15 protein-coding genes are annotated in these 18738 nt (G+C 64.5%); 7 read left to right on the forward strand and 8 right to left on the reverse strand.

Annotation, left to right across the window (positions count from 1 at the left end):
* Positions 1 to 90 precede the first annotated feature (90 nt).
* From FJ414_RS25385 to FJ414_RS25395, 3 genes are read left to right on the forward strand one after another with little or no spacing between them, the layout of a single operon-like run.
* The gene (locus FJ414_RS25385; protein ID WP_140647118.1) at positions 91 to 1467 is read left to right on the forward strand and encodes an aspartate aminotransferase family protein; all 1377 of its coding nucleotides are present in this window, start codon (positions 91 to 93) and stop codon (positions 1465 to 1467) included.
* An 11-nt stretch (positions 1468 to 1478) separates the two neighbouring features.
* The gene (locus FJ414_RS25390; RefSeq protein ID WP_140647119.1) at positions 1479 to 2885 is read left to right on the forward strand and encodes a glutamine synthetase family protein; all 1407 of its coding nucleotides are present in this window, start codon (positions 1479 to 1481) and stop codon (positions 2883 to 2885) included.
* 48 nt (positions 2886 to 2933) lie between these two features.
* On the forward strand, positions 2934 to 3707 hold the full coding sequence (locus FJ414_RS25395) for a UdgX family uracil-DNA binding protein (protein ID WP_181181711.1): 774 nt from the start codon (positions 2934 to 2936) through the stop codon (positions 3705 to 3707).
* A gap of 279 nt (positions 3708 to 3986) precedes the next feature.
* Here FJ414_RS25395 and FJ414_RS25400 read toward each other — a convergent pair whose 3' ends face one another.
* The 4 genes from FJ414_RS25400 to FJ414_RS25415 all read right to left on the reverse strand — a co-directional run bounded on the left by FJ414_RS25400 (position 3987) and on the right by FJ414_RS25415 (position 8364).
* Positions 3987 to 5246, reverse strand: a complete 1260-nt coding sequence (locus FJ414_RS25400; protein WP_140647121.1) for a glycerate kinase — start codon at positions 5244 to 5246, stop codon at positions 3987 to 3989.
* A complete protein-coding gene (locus FJ414_RS25405) occupies positions 5243 to 5746 on the reverse strand; it encodes a heme-degrading domain-containing protein (protein ID WP_140647122.1) in 504 nt (167 codons plus the stop codon). Before FJ414_RS25405 ends, FJ414_RS25400 begins: the two co-directional genes overlap by 4 nt.
* Positions 5747 to 5821: 75 nt before the next feature.
* A complete protein-coding gene (guaD, locus tag FJ414_RS25410; protein ID WP_140647123.1) occupies positions 5822 to 7135 on the reverse strand; it encodes a guanine deaminase in 1314 nt (437 codons plus the stop codon).
* Positions 7136 to 7137: 2 nt separating this feature from the next.
* Complete coding sequence (locus FJ414_RS25415) at positions 7138 to 8364, reverse strand: urate hydroxylase PuuD (protein ID WP_140647124.1); 1227 nt, start codon at positions 8362 to 8364, stop codon at positions 7138 to 7140.
* Between the two features lie 155 nt (positions 8365 to 8519).
* Here FJ414_RS25415 and FJ414_RS25420 point away from each other — a divergent pair, with 155 nt between their 5' ends.
* The 3 genes from FJ414_RS25420 to FJ414_RS25430 all read left to right on the forward strand — a co-directional run bounded on the left by FJ414_RS25420 (position 8520) and on the right by FJ414_RS25430 (position 12051).
* Positions 8520 to 9440, forward strand: coding sequence for a LysR family transcriptional regulator (locus tag FJ414_RS25420; RefSeq protein WP_140545059.1), 921 nt, complete (start codon positions 8520 to 8522; stop codon positions 9438 to 9440).
* 401 nt (positions 9441 to 9841) lie between these two features.
* Complete coding sequence (locus FJ414_RS25425; protein WP_140647125.1) at positions 9842 to 10804, forward strand: LLM class flavin-dependent oxidoreductase; 963 nt, start codon at positions 9842 to 9844, stop codon at positions 10802 to 10804.
* Positions 10801 to 12051 (forward strand): LLM class flavin-dependent oxidoreductase, encoded by a 1251-nt coding sequence (locus FJ414_RS25430; protein ID WP_140647126.1) that lies wholly within the window; start codon positions 10801 to 10803, stop codon positions 12049 to 12051. The genes FJ414_RS25425 and FJ414_RS25430 overlap by 4 nt, the downstream gene beginning before the upstream one ends.
* Positions 12052 to 12057: 6 nt before the next feature.
* Here the strand turns inward: FJ414_RS25430 and FJ414_RS25435 are convergent, their stop codons facing one another.
* Positions 12058 to 12888, reverse strand: a complete 831-nt coding sequence (locus FJ414_RS25435) for a PhzF family phenazine biosynthesis protein (protein WP_140647127.1) — start codon at positions 12886 to 12888, stop codon at positions 12058 to 12060.
* Positions 12889 to 13111: 223 nt separating this feature from the next.
* Here FJ414_RS25435 and dps point away from each other — a divergent pair, with 223 nt between their 5' ends.
* On the forward strand, positions 13112 to 13600 hold the full coding sequence (dps, locus tag FJ414_RS25440; protein WP_140647128.1) for a DNA starvation/stationary phase protection protein Dps: 489 nt from the start codon (positions 13112 to 13114) through the stop codon (positions 13598 to 13600).
* Positions 13601 to 13630: 30 nt separating this feature from the next.
* Here dps and xdhC read toward each other — a convergent pair whose 3' ends face one another.
* The 3 genes from xdhC to xdhA form a co-directional block, all read right to left on the reverse strand.
* Positions 13631 to 14533 carry a xanthine dehydrogenase accessory protein XdhC gene (gene xdhC, locus FJ414_RS25445; protein WP_140647129.1) on the reverse strand — a complete coding sequence of 301 codons (903 nt, stop codon included), beginning with the start codon at positions 14531 to 14533 and terminating at the stop codon, positions 13631 to 13633.
* 154 nt (positions 14534 to 14687) lie between these two features.
* Positions 14688 to 17051, reverse strand: a complete 2364-nt coding sequence (xdhB, locus tag FJ414_RS25450; RefSeq protein ID WP_140647130.1) for a xanthine dehydrogenase molybdopterin binding subunit — start codon at positions 17049 to 17051, stop codon at positions 14688 to 14690.
* Between the two features lie 211 nt (positions 17052 to 17262).
* Positions 17263 to 18738, reverse strand: coding sequence for a xanthine dehydrogenase small subunit (xdhA, locus tag FJ414_RS25455; RefSeq protein ID WP_140647131.1), 1476 nt, complete (start codon positions 18736 to 18738; stop codon positions 17263 to 17265).

Genomic DNA, 18738 nt, shown 5'->3' on the forward strand with positions numbered 1-18738 from the left:
CTACTGCCTACTGCCTACTGCCTACTGCCTACTGCCTACTGCCTACTGCCTACTGCCTACTGCCTACTGCCTACTGCCTGAGGGGGCTTCATGCATTCAATCGACCAAACTTCCATCGGCGGCATCGACGTCGCCCGCATCGCCGAATTGCGCGAGACAGAGGCGGCCGCCTTCCGTAAGGCACGGCCGAAATCCGAGGCGAAGCTGGGCAACGGCATCGCCGGATTTCTCGGCGGCGTGCCGATGCACTGGATGACCGACTGGCCGACGCCGTTCCCGATCCTGGTCGAGGGCGCGAAAGGCGCCACCATCACCGACATCGACGGCAACAAGCTCGACGATTTCTGCCTTGGCGACACCGGTTCGATGCTCGGCCATTCGCCGCCGGCGGTCGCCCGCGCCATCCGCAGGCAGTCCGGGCGCGGGCTGACCTATATGCTGCCCAGCGAGGATGCGCTGGCGATTGGCGCGCTGCTGCAGCAGCGCTTCGGCCTGCCCTACTGGCAGATCGCCACGACCGCCACCGACGCCAATCGCTTCGCGCTGCGCGTCGCCCGTGCCGTGACCGGGCGCGAGAAGATCCTGGTCTTCAACGGCTGCTATCACGGCTCGGTCGACGAGACGATGGTGCAGCTGATCGACGGCAAGCCTGTGAACCGGCCGGGCCTGGCCGGCGAATTCCGCGACCTGACACGGGCAACGAAGGTCGTCGAATTCAACGATGTTGCCGCATTGGAATCAGCGCTGGCTGACCGCGACGTCGCCTGCGTCATCGCCGAGCCGGTGCTGACCAATTCCTGCATGGTGCTGCCGGAACCTGGTTTCCACGACGCGCTGCGCCGCCTTACCCGCGATGCCGGCACGCTGCTTCTGATCGACGAGACGCACACGATTTCGACCGGCCCCGGCGGCTATACGCGCAAGCACGGGCTGGAGCCGGACCTTTTCGTGCTCGGCAAGCCGGTAGCGGGCGGCGTGCCGGCGAGCATCTGGGGCATGAGCGAGGAGGTCGCCACGCGCTACGGCGCCTACAACCGGGTGAAGGAGCCCGGCTATTCCGGCATGGGCACGACGCTGTCGGCGAACCCGCTGCAATTCGCGGCGATGCGGGCGACGCTGGAAGAGGTGATGACCGAGGAGGCCTATGCCCATATGGACCGGCTGGCGCGCCGCCTCGACGCTGGACTGACCGCCGTCATCGCGCGCAACAAGCTGCCCTGGCATGTGGCGCGTGTCGGCGCCCGCGTCGAGTTCATCTGCGCGCCCGGGCCGCTCGGGAATGGCGGCGAGGCGGAAAAGGCGCATGCGCCTGAGCTGGAGGCCGCAATCCATGTGGCGCTGGTCAACCGCGGCGTGCTGATCGCGCCGTTCCACAACATGATGCTTATCTCGCCGGCAACGACTTCAGCGCAAGTGAGCCGGCTGATCGCCGCCTTCGCCGCGGTTGCGGCAAGGCTTACGGCGTGAGAAAAGCGGCGATGGACAATCCGAACGCCGTAACAACTTCGCCCTCCGGCTCGACGCCCGCCGAGGCGAAGGCCTTTCTCGACGCGCATCCCGAGATCGAGGCTTTCGACATCGTGCTTACTGACGCCAACGGCATCGGTCGCGGCAAGATCGTGCGCCGGCACGAGCTGATGGGCATTTTCGAGAGCGGCCGGCATCTTCCGATCTCGATCCTCGGCCTCGACATCACCGGCGAGGACGTGCACGAAACCGGGCTGGTCTGGGACACTGGCGACGGCGACCTGCGCGCATGGCCGATCCCAGGCACGTTGGCGCCGCTCTTCGGCACCAAACCGCCGCGCGGCCAGGTGCTGATGTCGATGCACCACCTCGACGGCGAGCCGATGACCTCAGACCCACGGCTGGTGCTGGCAAGGCAGGTGGAACTGCTGGCGGCACGCGGCCTGCATCCGGCCGGCGCCTTCGAACTCGAATTTTTTCTCCTTGCCAACGAACGCGACGCGGACGGCAAGGTGCAAGCCGCCCGCGCGGTGCTCGACGGCCGCCGTTCGGCCAAGACCGAGGTCTATTCGGTCGACCATCTGCATGGCATGGAGCCGCTGTTTTCCGACATCTACGCGGCGGCCAAGGCGCAAGGCATTCCGGCCGAAACCGTCATTTCCGAATACGCGCCCGGCCAGTACGAGCTGACGCTGAACTATCGCAAGGACGTGATGCGGGCAGCCGACGACCTCGTCATGCTGAAGCGGCTGGTGCGGGCACAGGCGCGCCGGCACGGCGTCACCGCCTGCTTCATGGCCAAGCCGATCGAGGCCTATGCCGGCTCGGGCATGCATTTCCATGTCTCGCTGCAGGACGATGCGGGCCGGAACGTCTTCACCGAGGCCGCCGGTGAAAAGTGGTCGCCAACACTGCTCAATGCGCTTGGCGGCCTCATCCACACCATGGCGGAATCGATGCTGGTGTTTGCCCCGCATGCCAATTCATGGCGGCGCTTCGTCGCCCAATCCTACGCGCCGGTGGCGCCGACATGGGGCGTCAACAACCGCTCGGTGGCGCTGCGCGTGCCGGCGGGCGACGCCAAGAACCGCCGCATCGAGCACCGGCCGTCGGGCGTCGACGCCAATCCCTACCTGATCGCCGCAACGGTGCTGGCCGGCATCGTCAAAGGCCTGGATGAGGGTCTGGACCCCGGCCCCGAGACGACCGGGAATGGCTACGAGCAGGCCCCGGAGAAGTCGACCATGCCGGCCGACTGGCGCGCCGCGATCGAGGCGGCCAGGGGCTCCGATTTCCTGAAATCAGCGCTCGGCGCCGACCTGCATCGCACCTTCGTGGCGATCAAGCAGGCGGAATATCTGCGTGTCGCCCGCACCGTCAGCGAGCTGGATTATCATCTCTATCTGCACGAGGTTTGAGCACAGGGCCTGACAGGCGCGGCGATCGCGCTTTGGCGACGGCAGGAGATGCCGAAGAAATATTGGCGGAACCTTCCCGTGGCCTCGCTCATTCCAGGTTTGATAGCAGGAGCAGACAGAGCCGCGTCAGAGATGATCGCCCGGATGCCAACCACCCCAGCACCGCACCATGCCAAGGTGAAGGTCAAGCATTGGCCGACGCCCGAGCCGGCCGATGTGGTGGCGCCTGAAGCCGAAGACATTCCGGAGTTGCGCGAAGAGGCGAAAGGCTGCCGCCGCTGCCCGCTTTGGCATGACGCAACGCAGACCGTGTTCGGCGAAGGACCGGAAAGCGCGGACGTGGTCTTCGTCGGCGAACAGCCAGGCGATCAGGAGGATCTGGCCGGCAAGCCATTTGTCGGCCCGGCCGGCAGAATATTCGACAGCACCCTGGACGACGCCGAAATCGATCGCCGCAAGGTCTATGTGACCAATGCGGTGAAGCACTTCAAATTCGAACCGCGCGGCAAGAGGCGCATCCATTCGAAGCCCAATGCCGGCGAAATCCAGGCCTGCCGCTGGTGGCTGGACAAGGAGCTCGACCTCGTCAAGCCGAACCTCGTGGTTGCGCTCGGCGCGACGGCGGCGCAGTCGCTGCTCGGCAAGGCCGTGCCGATCACCAAGATGCGCGGCGATGTGATCGAGCGCGAGGATGGCTTGCGCGTGTTTGTGACCATCCACCCCTCCTTCATCCTGCGCATCCGCGATCAGGAGGATAAGGAGGCGGAGAGGGACCGGTTTTTGCAGGATATCCGGAAGGTGAAAGGGCTGATGAGAGCGTGATCAATTTAGGCGCCCGAACGAGCCTCGCGTAGACGCACGTATCCTGCGACTTAGGAGATTGGCCGAAACGCTCGTCGCTTCGTCATCCACGGGCGGAGCAAGGAGCGTAGCGACGCGCGCAGACCCGAGGATCCATTCCGTGACGCATGAACGCCGCAACGGTGCAGAGTTCTGCTCCGCTGCATCCTACGGTTCAGGTCACGGAATGGATTCCAGGGTCTTCGCGACGGAGCTTCGCTCCTGCTTCGCCCTGGAATGACGACCTTTGAAGCTTTGCCGCTAGCGGATAAGAATCGCCCTCAGATCATTCACGTTCGTTCCGGTCGGACCCGGGACAAACAAATCCCCGACCGCATTGAACGCCGTCCAGGCGTTGTTGCCGGCAAGCATTGCCTTGGCGTCGGCGCCTGCCGCCCGCATGCGCGCCACGGTCGAGCCGTCGGCGAAGGCGCCGGCATTGTTCTCGGAGCCGTCGATGCCGTCGGTGTCGGCGGCCAACGCATGTATGCCGTTCACGCCGTCGATGCCGATGGCGAAGGCAAGCAGGAATTCCGAGTTGCGGCCACCCTTGCCCTTGGCGCGCAAGGTCACAGTGGTCTCGCCACCGGAGAGGATGAGCACGGGCTTGGCGAAGGGGCGATTGCGGGTCGCCACCTCGCGCGCGATCGCGGCATGCACGCCGCCGACCTCACGCGCCTCGCCTTCGATCGAATCCGACAGGATGACGGCCTCGATGCCTTGCCGCTTCGCTTCGGCGGCAGCCGCTTCCAGCGACACGCCGGCCGAGGCGGTCAGGTGCACCTCGTTGCCGGCGAAGCGCGGATCGTCCGGGCGCGGCGCGGCCGCCGCCGACGACTGAATGTGCGCCATTACCGAAGCCGGCAGCTTCATGCCATAGGCGGCGATCGACGCCAGCGCATCCTCGCGGCTGCCTGTGTCGGGAATGGTCGGTCCCGAAGCAACCAGCGCCGGGTTGTCGCCGGGGATGTCGGAGACAACCAGCGACACCACGCGCGCCGGATGAGCGGCCGCGGCCAGGCGTCCACCCTTGATGGTCGAGACATGCTTGCGGATAGTGTTCATCGCCGCGATCGGCGCGCCGGAGGCAAGCAGCGCCTCGTTGACGGCGATCTCGTCGGCGAGCGTCAATCCGGCAGCGGGCGACGGCAGCAGAGCCGAGCCGCCGCCGGAGATCAGCGCTACCACCAGATCGTCAGCGGTTAAGCCCTGTACCTTCTCAAGCAGCCGGCGCGAGGCTTCCAGGCCGGCGGCATCCGGCACCGGATGCGCCGCCTCGATGATTTCGATACGCTCGCATCTGGCACCGTAACCGTAGCGGGTGACGACAAGGCCGTCGACGGGACTGTCCCAGACCTTCTCGAAGGCTGCCGCCATCTGCGCCGAGCCTTTTCCCGCGCCGATGACGATGGTGCGGCCCTTCGGCTTCGCTGGCAAATGACTGCGGATCGTCCTTTCCGGGTCGGCGGCGGCGACGGCGGCGTTGAAGATCGACGTCAGGAAGCTTTTCGGGTCGGTCATTTTTCTTCCGGCGGCAGCGCGAGCCCGCTCGCATCGATGCCAAGATGAGCGCAAAGCGCGTCGACGACGACGCCATGATCCTCGCGTTCCGGCAGGCCCGAGACCGCGATGACACCGATGACGCCGGCGCCTTTCACCGTGACCGGGAAGCCGCCGCCGGCCAACACATAGTCGGCGATGTCCAGACCCTCACCGATCTTGAACGTGCGGTCCGGTCGCTGCTGCTCCAGCACCAGCCGATAGGTGCTTCTCAGATAGCGCTTCACGACGTTGATCTTGCGCCGCGCCCAGTCGGGATTGGAAGCATTCGAGCCCGGCATCGCGGCGTAGAAGAGCGGCCGGTCGAAGGTCCTGATGTCGACGATAACAGGCAGGTTTTCCTTCAGCGCCCGGTCCCTGATGACAGAGCCGATCTTGAAAGCGACGGCCTCGTCGAAGGCCGGGAAGACCAGCGTGGCTTCCTGTTTCTTGATCAGAGCGATGTCGTCGGCGGTGGCCATGGCGTTCCCCTGTCAGCGTCGAGGCACGCTTTGGCCGATGACTGACGCCGGGTCAAGCCGAGAGCGCATCAAAGCTCACGCCGCAATGGCGCTCTTCGCCGGCCGCCCCGCCACATAGACCTCGCGCACGGCACGGTCGTCGCCCAGCGTCTGCAGCAGGAAGAGTTCTTCCGCCAGCGTTTCCACCGTCTCCATCCTGAGCCGCATGCCCGGCGTGGCGTGGGCGTCGAGCACGACGAGATCGGCATCGGTGCCTTCGTCCAGCGTGCCGACCTTGTCGGCCACCGACAGCGCCTCGGCATTGCCGCGCGTCAACTGCCAGAAGGACTGGAAAGGGTTGAGCTTCTCACCGTTCAGCGCGATGACCTTGTAGCCTTCATCCATGGTGCGCAGCATCGAATAGTTGGTGCCGCCGCCGACATCGGTGGCGGCCGCGATCCTGAGCGGTGCCTCGCGCCGGCGATAGCGCTGATAATCGAACAGGCCGGAGCCCAGGAAAAGATTGGAGGTCGGGCAGAACACCGCGACCGAACCCGATCGCGACAGCGCATCGGCCTCACGCTCGGAAAGATGGATGCAGTGGCCGAACAGGCTCTTTTTGCCGAGCAGGCCGTAATGCTCATAGACGTCGGTGTAGTCGCGCGACCAGGGATAGAGCTCCTGGGTGAAGGCGATCTCGGCGTGGTTTTCCGACAGATGCGTCTGCATGTGGAGATCGGGATATTCGCGGCACAGCGCGCCGGCCATCTCCATCTGCTCGGGCGAGGAGGTGATGGCGAAGCGCGGCGTGATGGCATAGAGCTGGCGGCCCTTGCCGTGCCATTCGGCGATCAGCGCCTTGGTATCGTCATAGCCGGTCTGAGGCGTGTCGAGCACGCCGTCCGGCGCGTTGCGGTCCATCATCACCTTGCCGGCGATGTTGAGCATGTTGCGTTCATGCGACTCGGCGAAGAAGGCTTCGGCGGAAGATTTGTGCACCGAGCAATAGGCAGCGACCGACGTCGTGCCATGCCGCAACATCTCGTCGAGGAACAGCCTGGCGATGCGGCGCCCGTGCTGCGCGTTCTGGAATTTCGATTCTTCCGGAAACGTGTATTTGTTCAGCCAGTCGAGCAGCTCGGCGCCGTAAGAGGCGATGATCTGCATCTGCGGCACATGCACATGGGCGTCGAGGAAGCCCGGCAGGATGAGATGTGGACGATGGTCGATCGTCTCGACACCGGCGCCCGCCTTCTTCAAGACGTCCGCATAGGAGCCGGCGGCAACGATCTTGCCGTTGTCGATCAGCAACCCGCCATCCTCCTCGTAGCGCCAGGCGGAATGGTCGTCTATCGCTTCGGGCCAGCGCAGGAAGGAGAGCGTGCGGCCGCGCAGAAGTTTCGATGTCATGCTCACTTTCCGGCGCCTTCGAACCAGGCGACCAGAAGGGCCCGTTCCTGGTCGGTTATGTGGCTGACGTTGGCGGGCGGCATGGCATGCGCCCGGCCAGCCTGGATATAGATCTCGCGCGCATGCTCGGCGATGCGCTCGTCGGTGTCGAGCAGCACGCCCTTCGGCGCATGGTAGATGCCTTCATAGACCGGCTCTTCCGTATGGCACATGGAGCAGCGCCCGAGCACGGTGTCGCGCACGGCCGGGAAGTGGGCCGAAGCGATGTAGACCTGGGCGGCGGCCGACGCGGCGGAAGCCTTCGGCTCGCCGGTCAGCACTTTCGGCACGGTCGACAGCCAGATGATGATCATGAACAGCACGGCGGCGCCCAGCCAGGTCCAGGTCGGGTTGCCCTTTCGCGCATGCACCGTGTTGAAATAGTGCCGGATCAGCACGCCGATGATGAAGACCAGCGAGGCGATGACCCAGTTGAACTGGGTGCCGAAAGCCAGCGGATAATGATTCGACAGCATCAGGAACAGGACCGGCAAGGTCAGGTAGTTGTTGTGCAGCGAGCGCTGCTTGGCGATCTTGCCGTATTTCGGGTCTGGCTTGCGGCCGGCGATCAGGTCGGCGACGACGATCTTCTGGTTGGGGATGATGACCATGAAGACATTGGCCGACATGATCGTGGCGGTGATGGCGCCGAGATGCAGGAAGGCAGCGCGGCCGGTGAAGAGGTGTGTAAGCCCCCAGGCGATGAACACCAGCACGCAGTAGAGCACCAGCATCAGCCCGGTATCGCTTTTACCTAACGGTGAGCGGCAGAGCAGGTCGTAGACGATCCAGCCGACGCCGATGGTGGCCAGCGACAGAAGGATGCCGACCGGCACCGAGATGTTGAGCACGTTGGGGTCGATTAGGAAGAGATCGGCGCCGGCATAATAGACCACGCAGAGCATGGCGAAGCCCGACAGCCAGGTGGCGTAGGATTCCCATTTGAACCAGGTGAGGTGCTCCGGCATCTCGGCCGGCGCCACCAGATATTTCTGGATATGGTAGAAGCCGCCGCCATGCACCTGCCATTCCTCGCCGAAGGCGCCGGCAGGCAGGCCGGGACGCTGGCGGAGCCCAAGATCGAGGGCGACGAAATAGAAGGACGAGCCGATCCAGGCGATGCCGGTAACGACATGCAGCCAGCGGACCGCAAAACTCAGCCAGTCCCAGAAAATCGCGAAATCCGTCATCGAGTGGCCCCTGGGAACTCGTCCTTGCCGATGAGAGGGACTTTACGGGCTGGCGCGCAAACGAAAAGAGGCGAGGTGCGCGATGACTTTCAAAAAAAAATAAAAAATACTAGGGTTGCTTTGCCCAGCCTTTTCAGAGCCACGGAAGCCGCCGCATGGCCTATCTCGACAACATTGCCGTCTTCGTCCGTGTCGTCGAGCTCGGCAATCTGTCGGCGGCGGGGCGCGACATGCGCATTTCGCCGGCGGTCGCCTCCAACCGCATCAAGGAGTTGGAAAAGCATCTCGGGGTCAGGCTGTTCAACCGCACCACAAGGCAGTTGATGCCGACCGAGCACGGCACGGTGTTCTACACCGGCGCCAAGCAGGTGCTGGACGCGATCACCGAAGCGGAAGCCGCGGTCGCGGCACTTTCCGGCCAGCCGCGCGGCACCATCAGGGTCACGGCGCCGCTCGGCCTCGGCCGGCGGCTGATCGCTTCCGGCATTCCGGATTTCCACGACAAATACCCCGATATCGAGGTGCGGCTCAGGCTCTCCGACCACAATGTCGATATCATGAAGGAAGGCATCGACGTCGCCTTCCGGCTCGGCATCATCGAGGATTCGAGCCTCAGGATGCGCGGCATCATGGAATGCGAGCGCGTGCTGGTGGCGGCGCCGAAATATCTGGAAGCGCGCGGCGAGCCGGCCGAGGCGCAGGAACTGATCGGCAAGAAGCACGACTGCCTGATGCTGCGCTATGCCGGCGCGCGAGAATATGTCTGGACGCTGCAGACGCCGAACGGACCGCAAAAATTCGAGGTGCATGGTCCCTACGACACCGACGACGGCGACGTTCTGACCGGCTGGGCTTTGTCGGGGCGCGGCATCATCAACAAGCCGCGTTTCGAGGTCGAGCCGTTCATCCGCGACCGGCGGCTGAAGGTGATCCTGCCCCAGGCGCCGCCGACGCCGGTGCAATTCGCCGCCGTTTATCCGCACAAGAAGCTGCAGGACCCGAAGGTGCGGCTGCTGCTCGACTTCATGGCCGAGCGCTGCCAGCGGCTGATCAAGGACCTCTTGGCCGGAAAGTAAGGGCTGGTAGCGTTGTATCGCGATTGGCCGAAGCATCCGTGACGTCGTCATCCACGGGCGGAGCGACGCGAAGCGGAGCGCAGACCCGAGGATCCATTCCGTGACTTTGATCGTAGGGTGCTGCGGAGCAGAATTCTGCACCGTCGCAACGCTTCGAAGTCACGGAACGGATTCTATGGTCTGCGCCGCGTCGCTTCGCTCGTTGCTCCGCCACAGAATGATGACGTGATGGGCGTTCAGGCTAATCGCCTTCGGGCCGTCAAGACCTCCATCTCGACACACGCGAAGGCTGGCTGGCAAGTGACAGTCCGGTGGTCCACTTGCTCCCGTTGCCTTGCGCGAAAGCGAGCCTAGGTTGGTAGCCAAAGCGGCTGCTTTCAAGGCGACCGAAGGACCGCACCATGCATCTCGCCATTTCGCTCAACATCGCCGCCGCCGACGGACAAGACGTCCTCCACTTCGACCAGATCAGCAGCTTCGTGCGCAAGGCGGAAGCGGCGGGCGTGGACATGGTCATCATTTCCGACTCCGCCGATAAGCCATCGAGCAGCCCGTTCGAAGCGACCACGCTGCTGGCCGCTTTGGCGACGGTGACCGACAGGATCGGACTCGTCGCCAGCGCCTCGACGCTCGCGCATCAGCCCTACAACCTGGCGCGCCGCTTTGCCTCGCTCGACATCATCGGCCATGGCCGCATCGGCTGGAACGCCACGACGGCGCAGACCCCGCGCGAAGCTGCGAATTTCAGCCGGCCGGAAGGTTTCTCCGACGATGATTTTCGCCGCCGCGCCTGGGAGTTCATCAACATTGTGCGGCTCTTGTGGATCGGCTGGGAACATGACGCCTTGTTGTTCGACAAGGCATCAGGCCGCTTCCACGATCCAGACAAGATGCACCCGGCGAACTTCACCGGGGAATTCTTCTCGGTGCGCGGGCCACTCAATGTCGCCCGTTCGCCGCAAGACGTGCCAGTGCTGGTGATGTCCGGCTTGGCAGGGACGGAGCTCGATTTCGCCAGCCGCCGCGCCGATGTCGTGCTGCTGGACAAGCTTGAACCGTCGGGCGCGAGAGCGACCCGCGATGAGATCAAACGCAGGGCGCACGAAGCAGGGCGCGACCCGGTGACGATCAAGGTGCTGGCGATGGCCGATGCGGGGCCCGAACACGATGGCCGTAGTCTGGAGGACCTATGCCTGTCATCCAGCTGCGACGGTATCGTTCTGACTGTGCAGCCTCGGGCTGCCGCCGTGGAGGCTTTTGTCGAGCGATTGCTGCCGGAACTCAAGCGACACGGATTTGCCAAAGCACAGCCGGGCAAAACGCTGCGCGATCGCCTTGGGTTGAGTGAGGATAGCAAGCCATGAGCGCGCGTCAGATGAAGCTCGGCCTGTTTTTGTGGGCGACCGGCCATCACATCGCCGCCTGGCGTCATCCGGACGCGCATGTGAGAGCCGGCATCGACATCGACCATTACATCGCGCTGGCGCGCACGGCGGAAGCGGCGAAGTTCGACATGGTGTTCTGCGAGGACGCCGCCGGACTGCGCGAGGCCAATATCAACATCGCCAGCCAGACCTCGCGCTCGATCGGCTTCGAGCCGATCAGCCTGCTTTCGGCGCTGGCCGCGCAGACCGATCGCATCGGCCTCGTGTCCACGGCATCGACCAGCTACAACGAGCCCTACGGCCTGGCGCGGACTTTTGCTTCGCTCGACAATCTGAGCGGCGGTCGGGCCGGTTGGAACCTCGTCACCTCGGCCAGTCCGATCGAGGCCGCGAATTTCGGCGCGACGGGTTTGCGGCCGCATGCCGACCGTTATGCGCGGGCGCGGGAATTCGCCACGGTGATCACTGGGTTGTGGAATCGGCGCGTCGCCGGCCATGACGGCGAGAGCTTTTCCGTGCGCGATCCACTCGACATCCCGCCCTCGCCGCAAGGCGCGCCGGTGATGGTGCAGGCGGGCGCCTCCGACGACGGCAAGAATCTTGCCGCGCGCACCGCCGATGTCGTGTTCTCGGCGGCGCAGACTTTCGAGGAAGCCAAGGCCTTTTACGACGACCTCAAGGGACGGCTCGCCGCCTATGGACGACAGCCGGACGACGTGAAGATCATGCCCGGCGTGGCGCCGATCGTGGCCGCCACGAAAGCCGAGGCGCACGCAAAATACGACGCGCTGCAGGAATTGATCCCCGACGATGTCGGCGTGGCGCTGCTCTCCAGCTATCTCAGTATCTCCGACCTCCGCCGCTACCCGATCGACGGGCCGCTGCCCGAACTGCCGGAAAGCGAAGGCATGAAGAGCCGGCAGGCGCTGGTCATCGAGCAGGCGCGTCGCGATGGCCTGTCGATCCGCCAGCTCGCGCGCTATTTTGCCGGCGCGCGCGGCCATTGGCGGATCGTCGGCACGGCGGAGCAGATCGCCGACGAGTTGCAGGCCCGCTTCGAAGGCGGCGCCGCCGACGGTTTCAACGTCATGCCGTCCTGGTTCCCGGGCGAGCTCGACGCCTTCGCGACGCTGGTCGTGCCGGAATTGCAGCGGCGCGGGCTGTTCCGCAAGGACTATGAAGGCCGCACGCTGCGCGAACATCTCGGCCTCAAGCGGCCGATCTAAGTTTGTTCAATCCATCAGCCGGGCTGCTCCGGACACCCTGATCGAGCTGCCGGCGGCCGGCGGAATATCGGCATGGAGGCGCGAACGCATGCCCATGTCCTCGCCCTGGACGATGTCGATCGAGCCGCCATGCGGCCAGCCGAGATCGCGCAGATAGCCGGCAAAGGCCGCGGTCGCCGCCCCTGTCGCCGGATCCTCATAGACGCCGCCGGAAGCGAATGGATTGCGCGTGTGGAAGAGGCGCGGCGTCTCGGCGTGGGCGAGGAGGATCGTGACCAGGCCTTCGCGCCGCATGAAGGACTGGCCTTGCCTCAGATCATAGGCCATGGCGGCCAACGCCTCGCGCGACCTCAGCGCCAGCACGAGATGATCGGCGCCTCCATGGATGAGCGCCGGCGGAATGGCGGGATCGAGATCGCCCGGCTCATAGCCGAACAAGGCGAGCGCCTCGCCGGCCAGTTCCTTCGGCGCCGGCCGGCTGCGCGTCGGCGGCGACCGCAGGGCGGCGGCAAAGTTGGCGCCATTGCGAAAACCCTCGACGGTGATGTCGGCCTGGTTGAGGGTCAGCTTGAAAGTGCCGTCGCCGAATTTTCCGACCAGCGCCGCGCCAAGCGCGATGGTGGCGTGGCCGCAGAACGGTACTTCCGACTCCGGCGAAAAGTAGCGCACGCGCCATTGATCGCCTTCGGGCGCGGCAAAGGCGGTTTCCGAAAAGCCGACTTCGGCCGCGACGCGCTGCATGTCGGCCGCATCGGGCAAGGCTTCGCCAATCACCACGCCGGCCGGATTACCGCCGGTGTTGCCGTCTGAAAATGCTGCGATCTTCAATACATCCATGTTCCTGGCCTCGTTGTGCGTGGGCGCAACAAACACGTTTCGGGCCGTCTTGGGAAATGAAGAAAGCGGCGAGCAGCGGTGAGCGCCAGTCACATCTGCGATCGGAGCCAGCGCTTCAATCCAATGCGGAACGAAATTCGACCCATCGCCGTTTTGACGATTGGCGGTCGTTCGGGCCGTCCTTCAGTTCCCAGCCATCGACGCAGCGCGACAGGAGCCAACCATGGACGCCATCGTCACCAAGAACGACCTCAAAGCCGATGCCAAGAAGGAATCGATCGATCTGCTCAACGCCAGGCTTGCTGACGCCATCGACCTGGCCCTGATCACCAAGCAAGCGCATTGGAACGTCAAAGGCCCGCAATTCATCGCCATCCATGAGATGCTCAATGAATTCCGCGAGGAGATCGACGGCCATGTCGACATCGTCGCCGAGCGCGCCGTCCAGCTCGGCGGCACCGCGCATGGCACCTCGCAGGACGTGTCGAAGACGACCAGGCTAAAACCCTATCCGACCGACATCCACAAGACCAAGGATCATCTGGCGGCGCTGATCGACCGCTATGCGGCGGCGGCCAAGCTGACCCGCGAAGCGATCGACGAGGCGGACGACGCCGGCGATGCCGACACCGCCGATATCTTCACCGCCTATTCTCGCTCGCTCGATAAATTGCTGTGGTTCCTCGAGGCGCACACGCAGGAAAAGGAATAACCGGGAACTGTTCTTGCTTGGACGGCCGGATCAGCCGGCCATCGCCTTTTCAGCACTGGCCGCGCTTGGCGTGTCCGAGGCACGCGACACCAGCGCGGTCATGATTTCGGCGGCGGCAAGCGCGGCGATCACCGGCGGCCGCTTGTCCTTCACCGCATTGCCGCCGATCGGGGAGACGAGCCGGGCGAACTGGGCCTCGCTGCCCTCGGCGGATTTCAGGAACCAGTTCCTGAAGGTTGCCTTCTTGGTCTTCGAACCGATCATGCCGACATAGGCGGTGTCGTCGCGCTTCAGCGCCTCGGCAACGATCAGGAAATCCAACGCATGGTCGTGGGTGAGGATGGCGAAGGCCGATCGCGCCGGCGCCTCGCGCACCACGGCTTCGGGCAACGGCGTCAGCCGCGTCTCCACCGTTTCCGGCATGCCTTCCAACGCATCGGATCGAGTCTCGACGACTACCACATGGATTGGCAGCAATGCCAGCGACGCGGCCAGCGCCTGGCCGACATGGCCGCCGCCGAAGAGATAGACATGCGGAAGATGCGCCTCTTCGGCTTCGGCGTTGGCGATCAGCCTTTCTTTGATTGTCCTATCGACCAATCTGATCAGCACCTCGACACGCCCGCCGCAACATTGGCCGATTTCCGGCCCGAGCGGCACGTCGAGCGTCGCGCACACCTCATCGACCTCTATGCGGGCCTGTTCACCCTCCCCGTTGTCGCGAGGCGAGGAGCGCAGCATCTGCCGCGCCTTGTCGATCGCCATATATTCGAGCTGACCGCCCCCGATCGTACCGAAGATCGATGACGAAGAGACAAGCATAAAGGCGCCGGCCTCGCGCGGTGTCGAGCCTTTGGTGGCCGCGACCTCGACGAGAGCGACCCGGCCAGCTTGGCCGAAAAACGTCTTCAGGCTTTGCACTTTCGAGTTCATCGTCTGCATTCCTAGATCGTGATGGCGTTTCGTTGAACCGCCCTCACGATCTAACTCTTTGTTGGAGCATGATCTTTCTCCGAAAACCGGTTCCCACTTTTCGGGATCATGCCCTAGCGCCAAAATATAGTGTTTTTCGGCCGAATTGCACGTTTTAGGCCGGCTTTTCGGCTTCCCGCTTCAACCGCTCGATCGCCGTCAGCACCCGCTCCGGCGTCGCCGGCGCGTCGAGGCGCGGACAGATCTTGTGGTCGGCCACGCTCGCGACCGCGTCCGACAGCGCATGCAGCACCGACATGCCGTGCGGCAGCGGCGGCTCGCCCACGGCCTTTGAGCGATGGATGGTCGGCTCATAGGCCGACGACCAGTCGGTCAGCTTGACGTTGAAGATCTTTGGACGGTCGGAAGCGAGCGGGATCTTGTAGGTCGACGGCGCATGCGTCCGCAGCCGGCCGCTATCGTCCCACCACAATTCCTCCGTCGTCAGCCAGCCCATGCCCTGGATGAACCCGCCCTCGATCTGGCCGAGGTCGATCGCCCGGTTCAGCGAGCGGCCGGCGTCGTGCAGGATGTCGGTGCGCTCGACGACATACTCGCCGGTGAGCGTGTCGACCGAGACCTCCGAGCAGGCCGCGCCATAGGCGTAATAGTAGAAGGCATGGCCGCGGCCCTTGCTACGGTCCCAATGGATCTTCGGCGTCTTGTAGAAACCGGCCGCCGAGAGCTGGATGCGGTTGATATAGGCCTGCTTGACCAGATCGTTGAAGGCCACTTCCTGATTGCCGATGCGCACCCGGTTGGGCAGGAACACGACCTGGTCGTGCGGCACCTGGTATTTGTCCGCGGCGAAGTCGGTCAGCCGCTTGCGGATCTGGCGGGCGGCGTCCTGCGCCGCCATGCCGTTGAGGTCGGCGCCGGAAGACGCGGCCGTCGGCGAGGTGTTCGGCACCTTGGCGGTGGTGGTCGCGGTGATCTTGACCCGGTCGAGATCGATCTGGAATTCTTCCGCCACGACCTGCGCCACCTTGAGATGCAGGCCCTGGCCCATCTCGGTGCCGCCATGGTTCATGTGGACCGAACCGTCAGCATAGACATGCACCAGCGCGCCGGCCTGGTTGGCCTCTGTCTTGGTGAATGAGATGCCGAACTTCACCGGCGTCATCGCCAGCCCGCGTTTGACGAACCGGCTGTTGTTGTTGAAGGCGCTGATCTCGCGGCGGCGCCGCGCATAGTTCGCGCTTTCCTCCAGTTCGGCGACGATGCGCTGGATGATGCAATCCTCGACCTTCTGGTGGTAGGGCGTGATGCTGCGCTCGCCGATCGCCTCCATGGGATCGTAAAAGTTCAGCTTGCGGATTTCGAGCGAGTCCTTGCCGACGGCGAAGGCCACCTCGTCGATGACGCGCTCGGCGCCAACCATGCCTTGCGGGCCGCCAAAGCCGCGGAAGGCGGTGTTGGAGACGGTGTTGGTGTAGAGCGGCGCCGACTTGGCGTGCACCGCCGGATAGAAATAGGCGTTGTCGCAGTGGAACAGCGCGCGGTCGCCGACCGGACCGGACAGATCGGCGGAAAAGCCGCAACGCAGCGCATAGGTGAAGTCGACGCCGAGGATGTTGCCCTCATCGTCGAAGCCGACTTCATAATCGATGGCGAAATCATGCCGCTTGCCGGTGGCGGTCATGTCCTCGTCGCGGTCGAGCCTGATCTTGACCGCGCGCTTCAATTTCTTGGCGGCAATGGCGGCGATCGCCGCGCATTGGTTGGCCTGGGTTTCCTTGCCGCCGAAGCCGCCGCCCATGCGGCGCACTTCGACCGTGACAGCATGGCTCGGCACGCCGAGCGCATGCGCGACCAGATGCTGCGTCTCGCTCGGGCCCTGCGTCGAGCAATAGACGATCACCTCGTCGTCCTCGCCAGGGATTGCCAGCGAAACCTGGCCCTCGAGATAGAAGTGGTCCTGGCCGCCGAGCCACATGCGGTTCTTGATGCGGCGGGGAGCCGCCGCGATCGCCGCGGCGGCATCGCCGCGCTTCAGGGTCAGCGGCGTGGTGACCTGCCTGTCCTTGACCGGATCGAGGTTCCAGATGTCGATGACGGCCGGAAGCTCGTCATACTCGATTTTTGCGAGACGCGCGGCGCGGCGCGCTTCCTCGCGCGTCTCGGCAACCACTGCGAAGATCGGCTGTCCGTAAAACTGCACGTTGGCTTCGGCGAGCACCGGATCGTCATGCATGTTGCTCGGCGAGACATCGTTCTCGCCGGGGACATCGGCATAGGTCAGCACATCGATCACGCCGGGCGCCGCGCGCACAGCCGACAGGTCGACGCTCTTCAACGCGCCGTGCGCGACCTTGGAGAGGCCGAGGCCGACATGCAGCGTGCCGGCGGGCTCCGGCATGTCGTCGATATAGACGGCGGTGCCGCTGACATGCTTGTGCGCGGAATCGTGCCGCTGGTCGGTGGCGACGCCGCCGACGATCTTTTCAGCCTTGAGGCTGGGTGTGGCGTGCTTGTTCATTCTGCCTCCTTCCCTTCTCCCCGTTCACGGGGAGAAGGTGGCCCGAAGGGTCGGATGAGGGGCAGCGCAGACGTTGACGAATTCGCGCGAGATGATCGACGATGGCGCTGCCCCTCATCTGCCTGCCGGCATCTTCTCCCCGTGAACGGGGAGAAGGACGCTACTCGCGACCGCCCGGCGCTTTGCCTCGATATGTTGGATTGCGGACGCATCAGGCCGCCTCGTTGCGCGAGACCTGGAACGGCGCCTTCGTTCCGGTCGTCTCGATATAAAACCGTAGCAAAAGGTTCTTCGCTGCCAGCGCCCGGTATTCGGCGGTCGCCCGCATGTCGGTCAGCGGCGTGAAATCCTTGGCGTACTCAGCCATCGCGGCCTCCACCGTCGCTTCATCCCAGGCCTTGCCGATCAGCGCCTTCTCGACCGCAGTGGAGCGCTTCGGCGTCGCCGCCATGCCGCCATAGGCGATGCGGATGTCGGCCACCGTGCCATCCTTGGCCAAGGTCAGGTAGAAAGCCCCGAGCGTCGCCGTGATATCCTCGTCCCGGCGCTTGGTGACCTTGTAGACGGCAAACTTCGTTCCTTTTGCCGGCACGGGCACTTGGACTGCTTCGACGAACTCCCCGGGCTGACGGTCCTGCTTGCCATAGGCGATGAAGAAGGTTTCGAGCGGTATCGTGCGACGCGCCTTGCCCTTGCGGAGCGTCAGCTGCGCGCCGAGCGCGATCAAGGGCGGCGGCGTGTCGCCGATCGGCGAGCCGTTGGCGATGTTGCCGCCGATCGTGCCCATGTTGCGCACCTGTTCGCCGCCGATGCGGTCGACCAGCGGTCCCAGTGCCGGGATGCGCTTCGACAGCGTCTCGAAGGCTTCGGTGTAGGTGACGCCGGCGCCGATGGTGATGACGCCATCCTTCTCCGACGTCGTACGCAAGCCGTCGAGGCCACCGATGAAGATCGCCGGCGAGATGTCGCGCATCTGCTTGGTGACCCACAGGCCGACATCGGTCGAACCCGCGACGATGGTAGCGCCCGGTTCCTTTTCGAGCAAAGCGGCGAAATCGTCGACGCTGGCCGGCACGATCAATCGCGCCTTGCCCGACCCGATCTCGACCCTGGCGCCATCACGCAACACCTTCAGCCGCGCGGTGATGTCCTTGCGCTCCACTGCCAGCGGATCCTTCGACGCCTTGCCGTAGCTCGAAATGGCGTGCGCGGCGCGCATGATGGCCTCGTAGCCGGTGCAGCGGCAGAGATTGCCCTGCAGCGCCTTTTCGATCGCGGCGTTGGACGGATCGGGGGTCTTCATCCAGAGGCCATAGAGCGACATGATGAAGCCCGGCGTGCAGAAGCCGCATTGCGATCCGTGGAAATCGACCATCGCCTGCTGCACCGGATGCAGTTTCTCACCGTCGCCGCGCAGGTGCTCCACAGTCACGACATGCGTGCCGTCGAGCGAGCCCATGAAGCGGATGCAGGCATTCACGCTTTCGTAGACGAGACCTTCGGCGGAGAGCTTGCCGACCAACACCGTGCAGGCGCCGCAGTCGCCCTCGGCGCAACCTTCCTTGGTGCCGCGAAGCGAGCGGTTGAGCCGCAGCCAGTCGAGCAGCGTCGCATCGGGCGCGACGTCCTTCAGAGCCACGTCGCTGCCGTTCAGGATAAAGCGTATTTGATTGCGGGTCTCAGCCAT

Source organism: Mesorhizobium sp. B3-1-6 (genome assembly GCF_006439555.1).
Classification (GTDB): domain Bacteria; phylum Pseudomonadota; class Alphaproteobacteria; order Rhizobiales; family Rhizobiaceae; genus Mesorhizobium.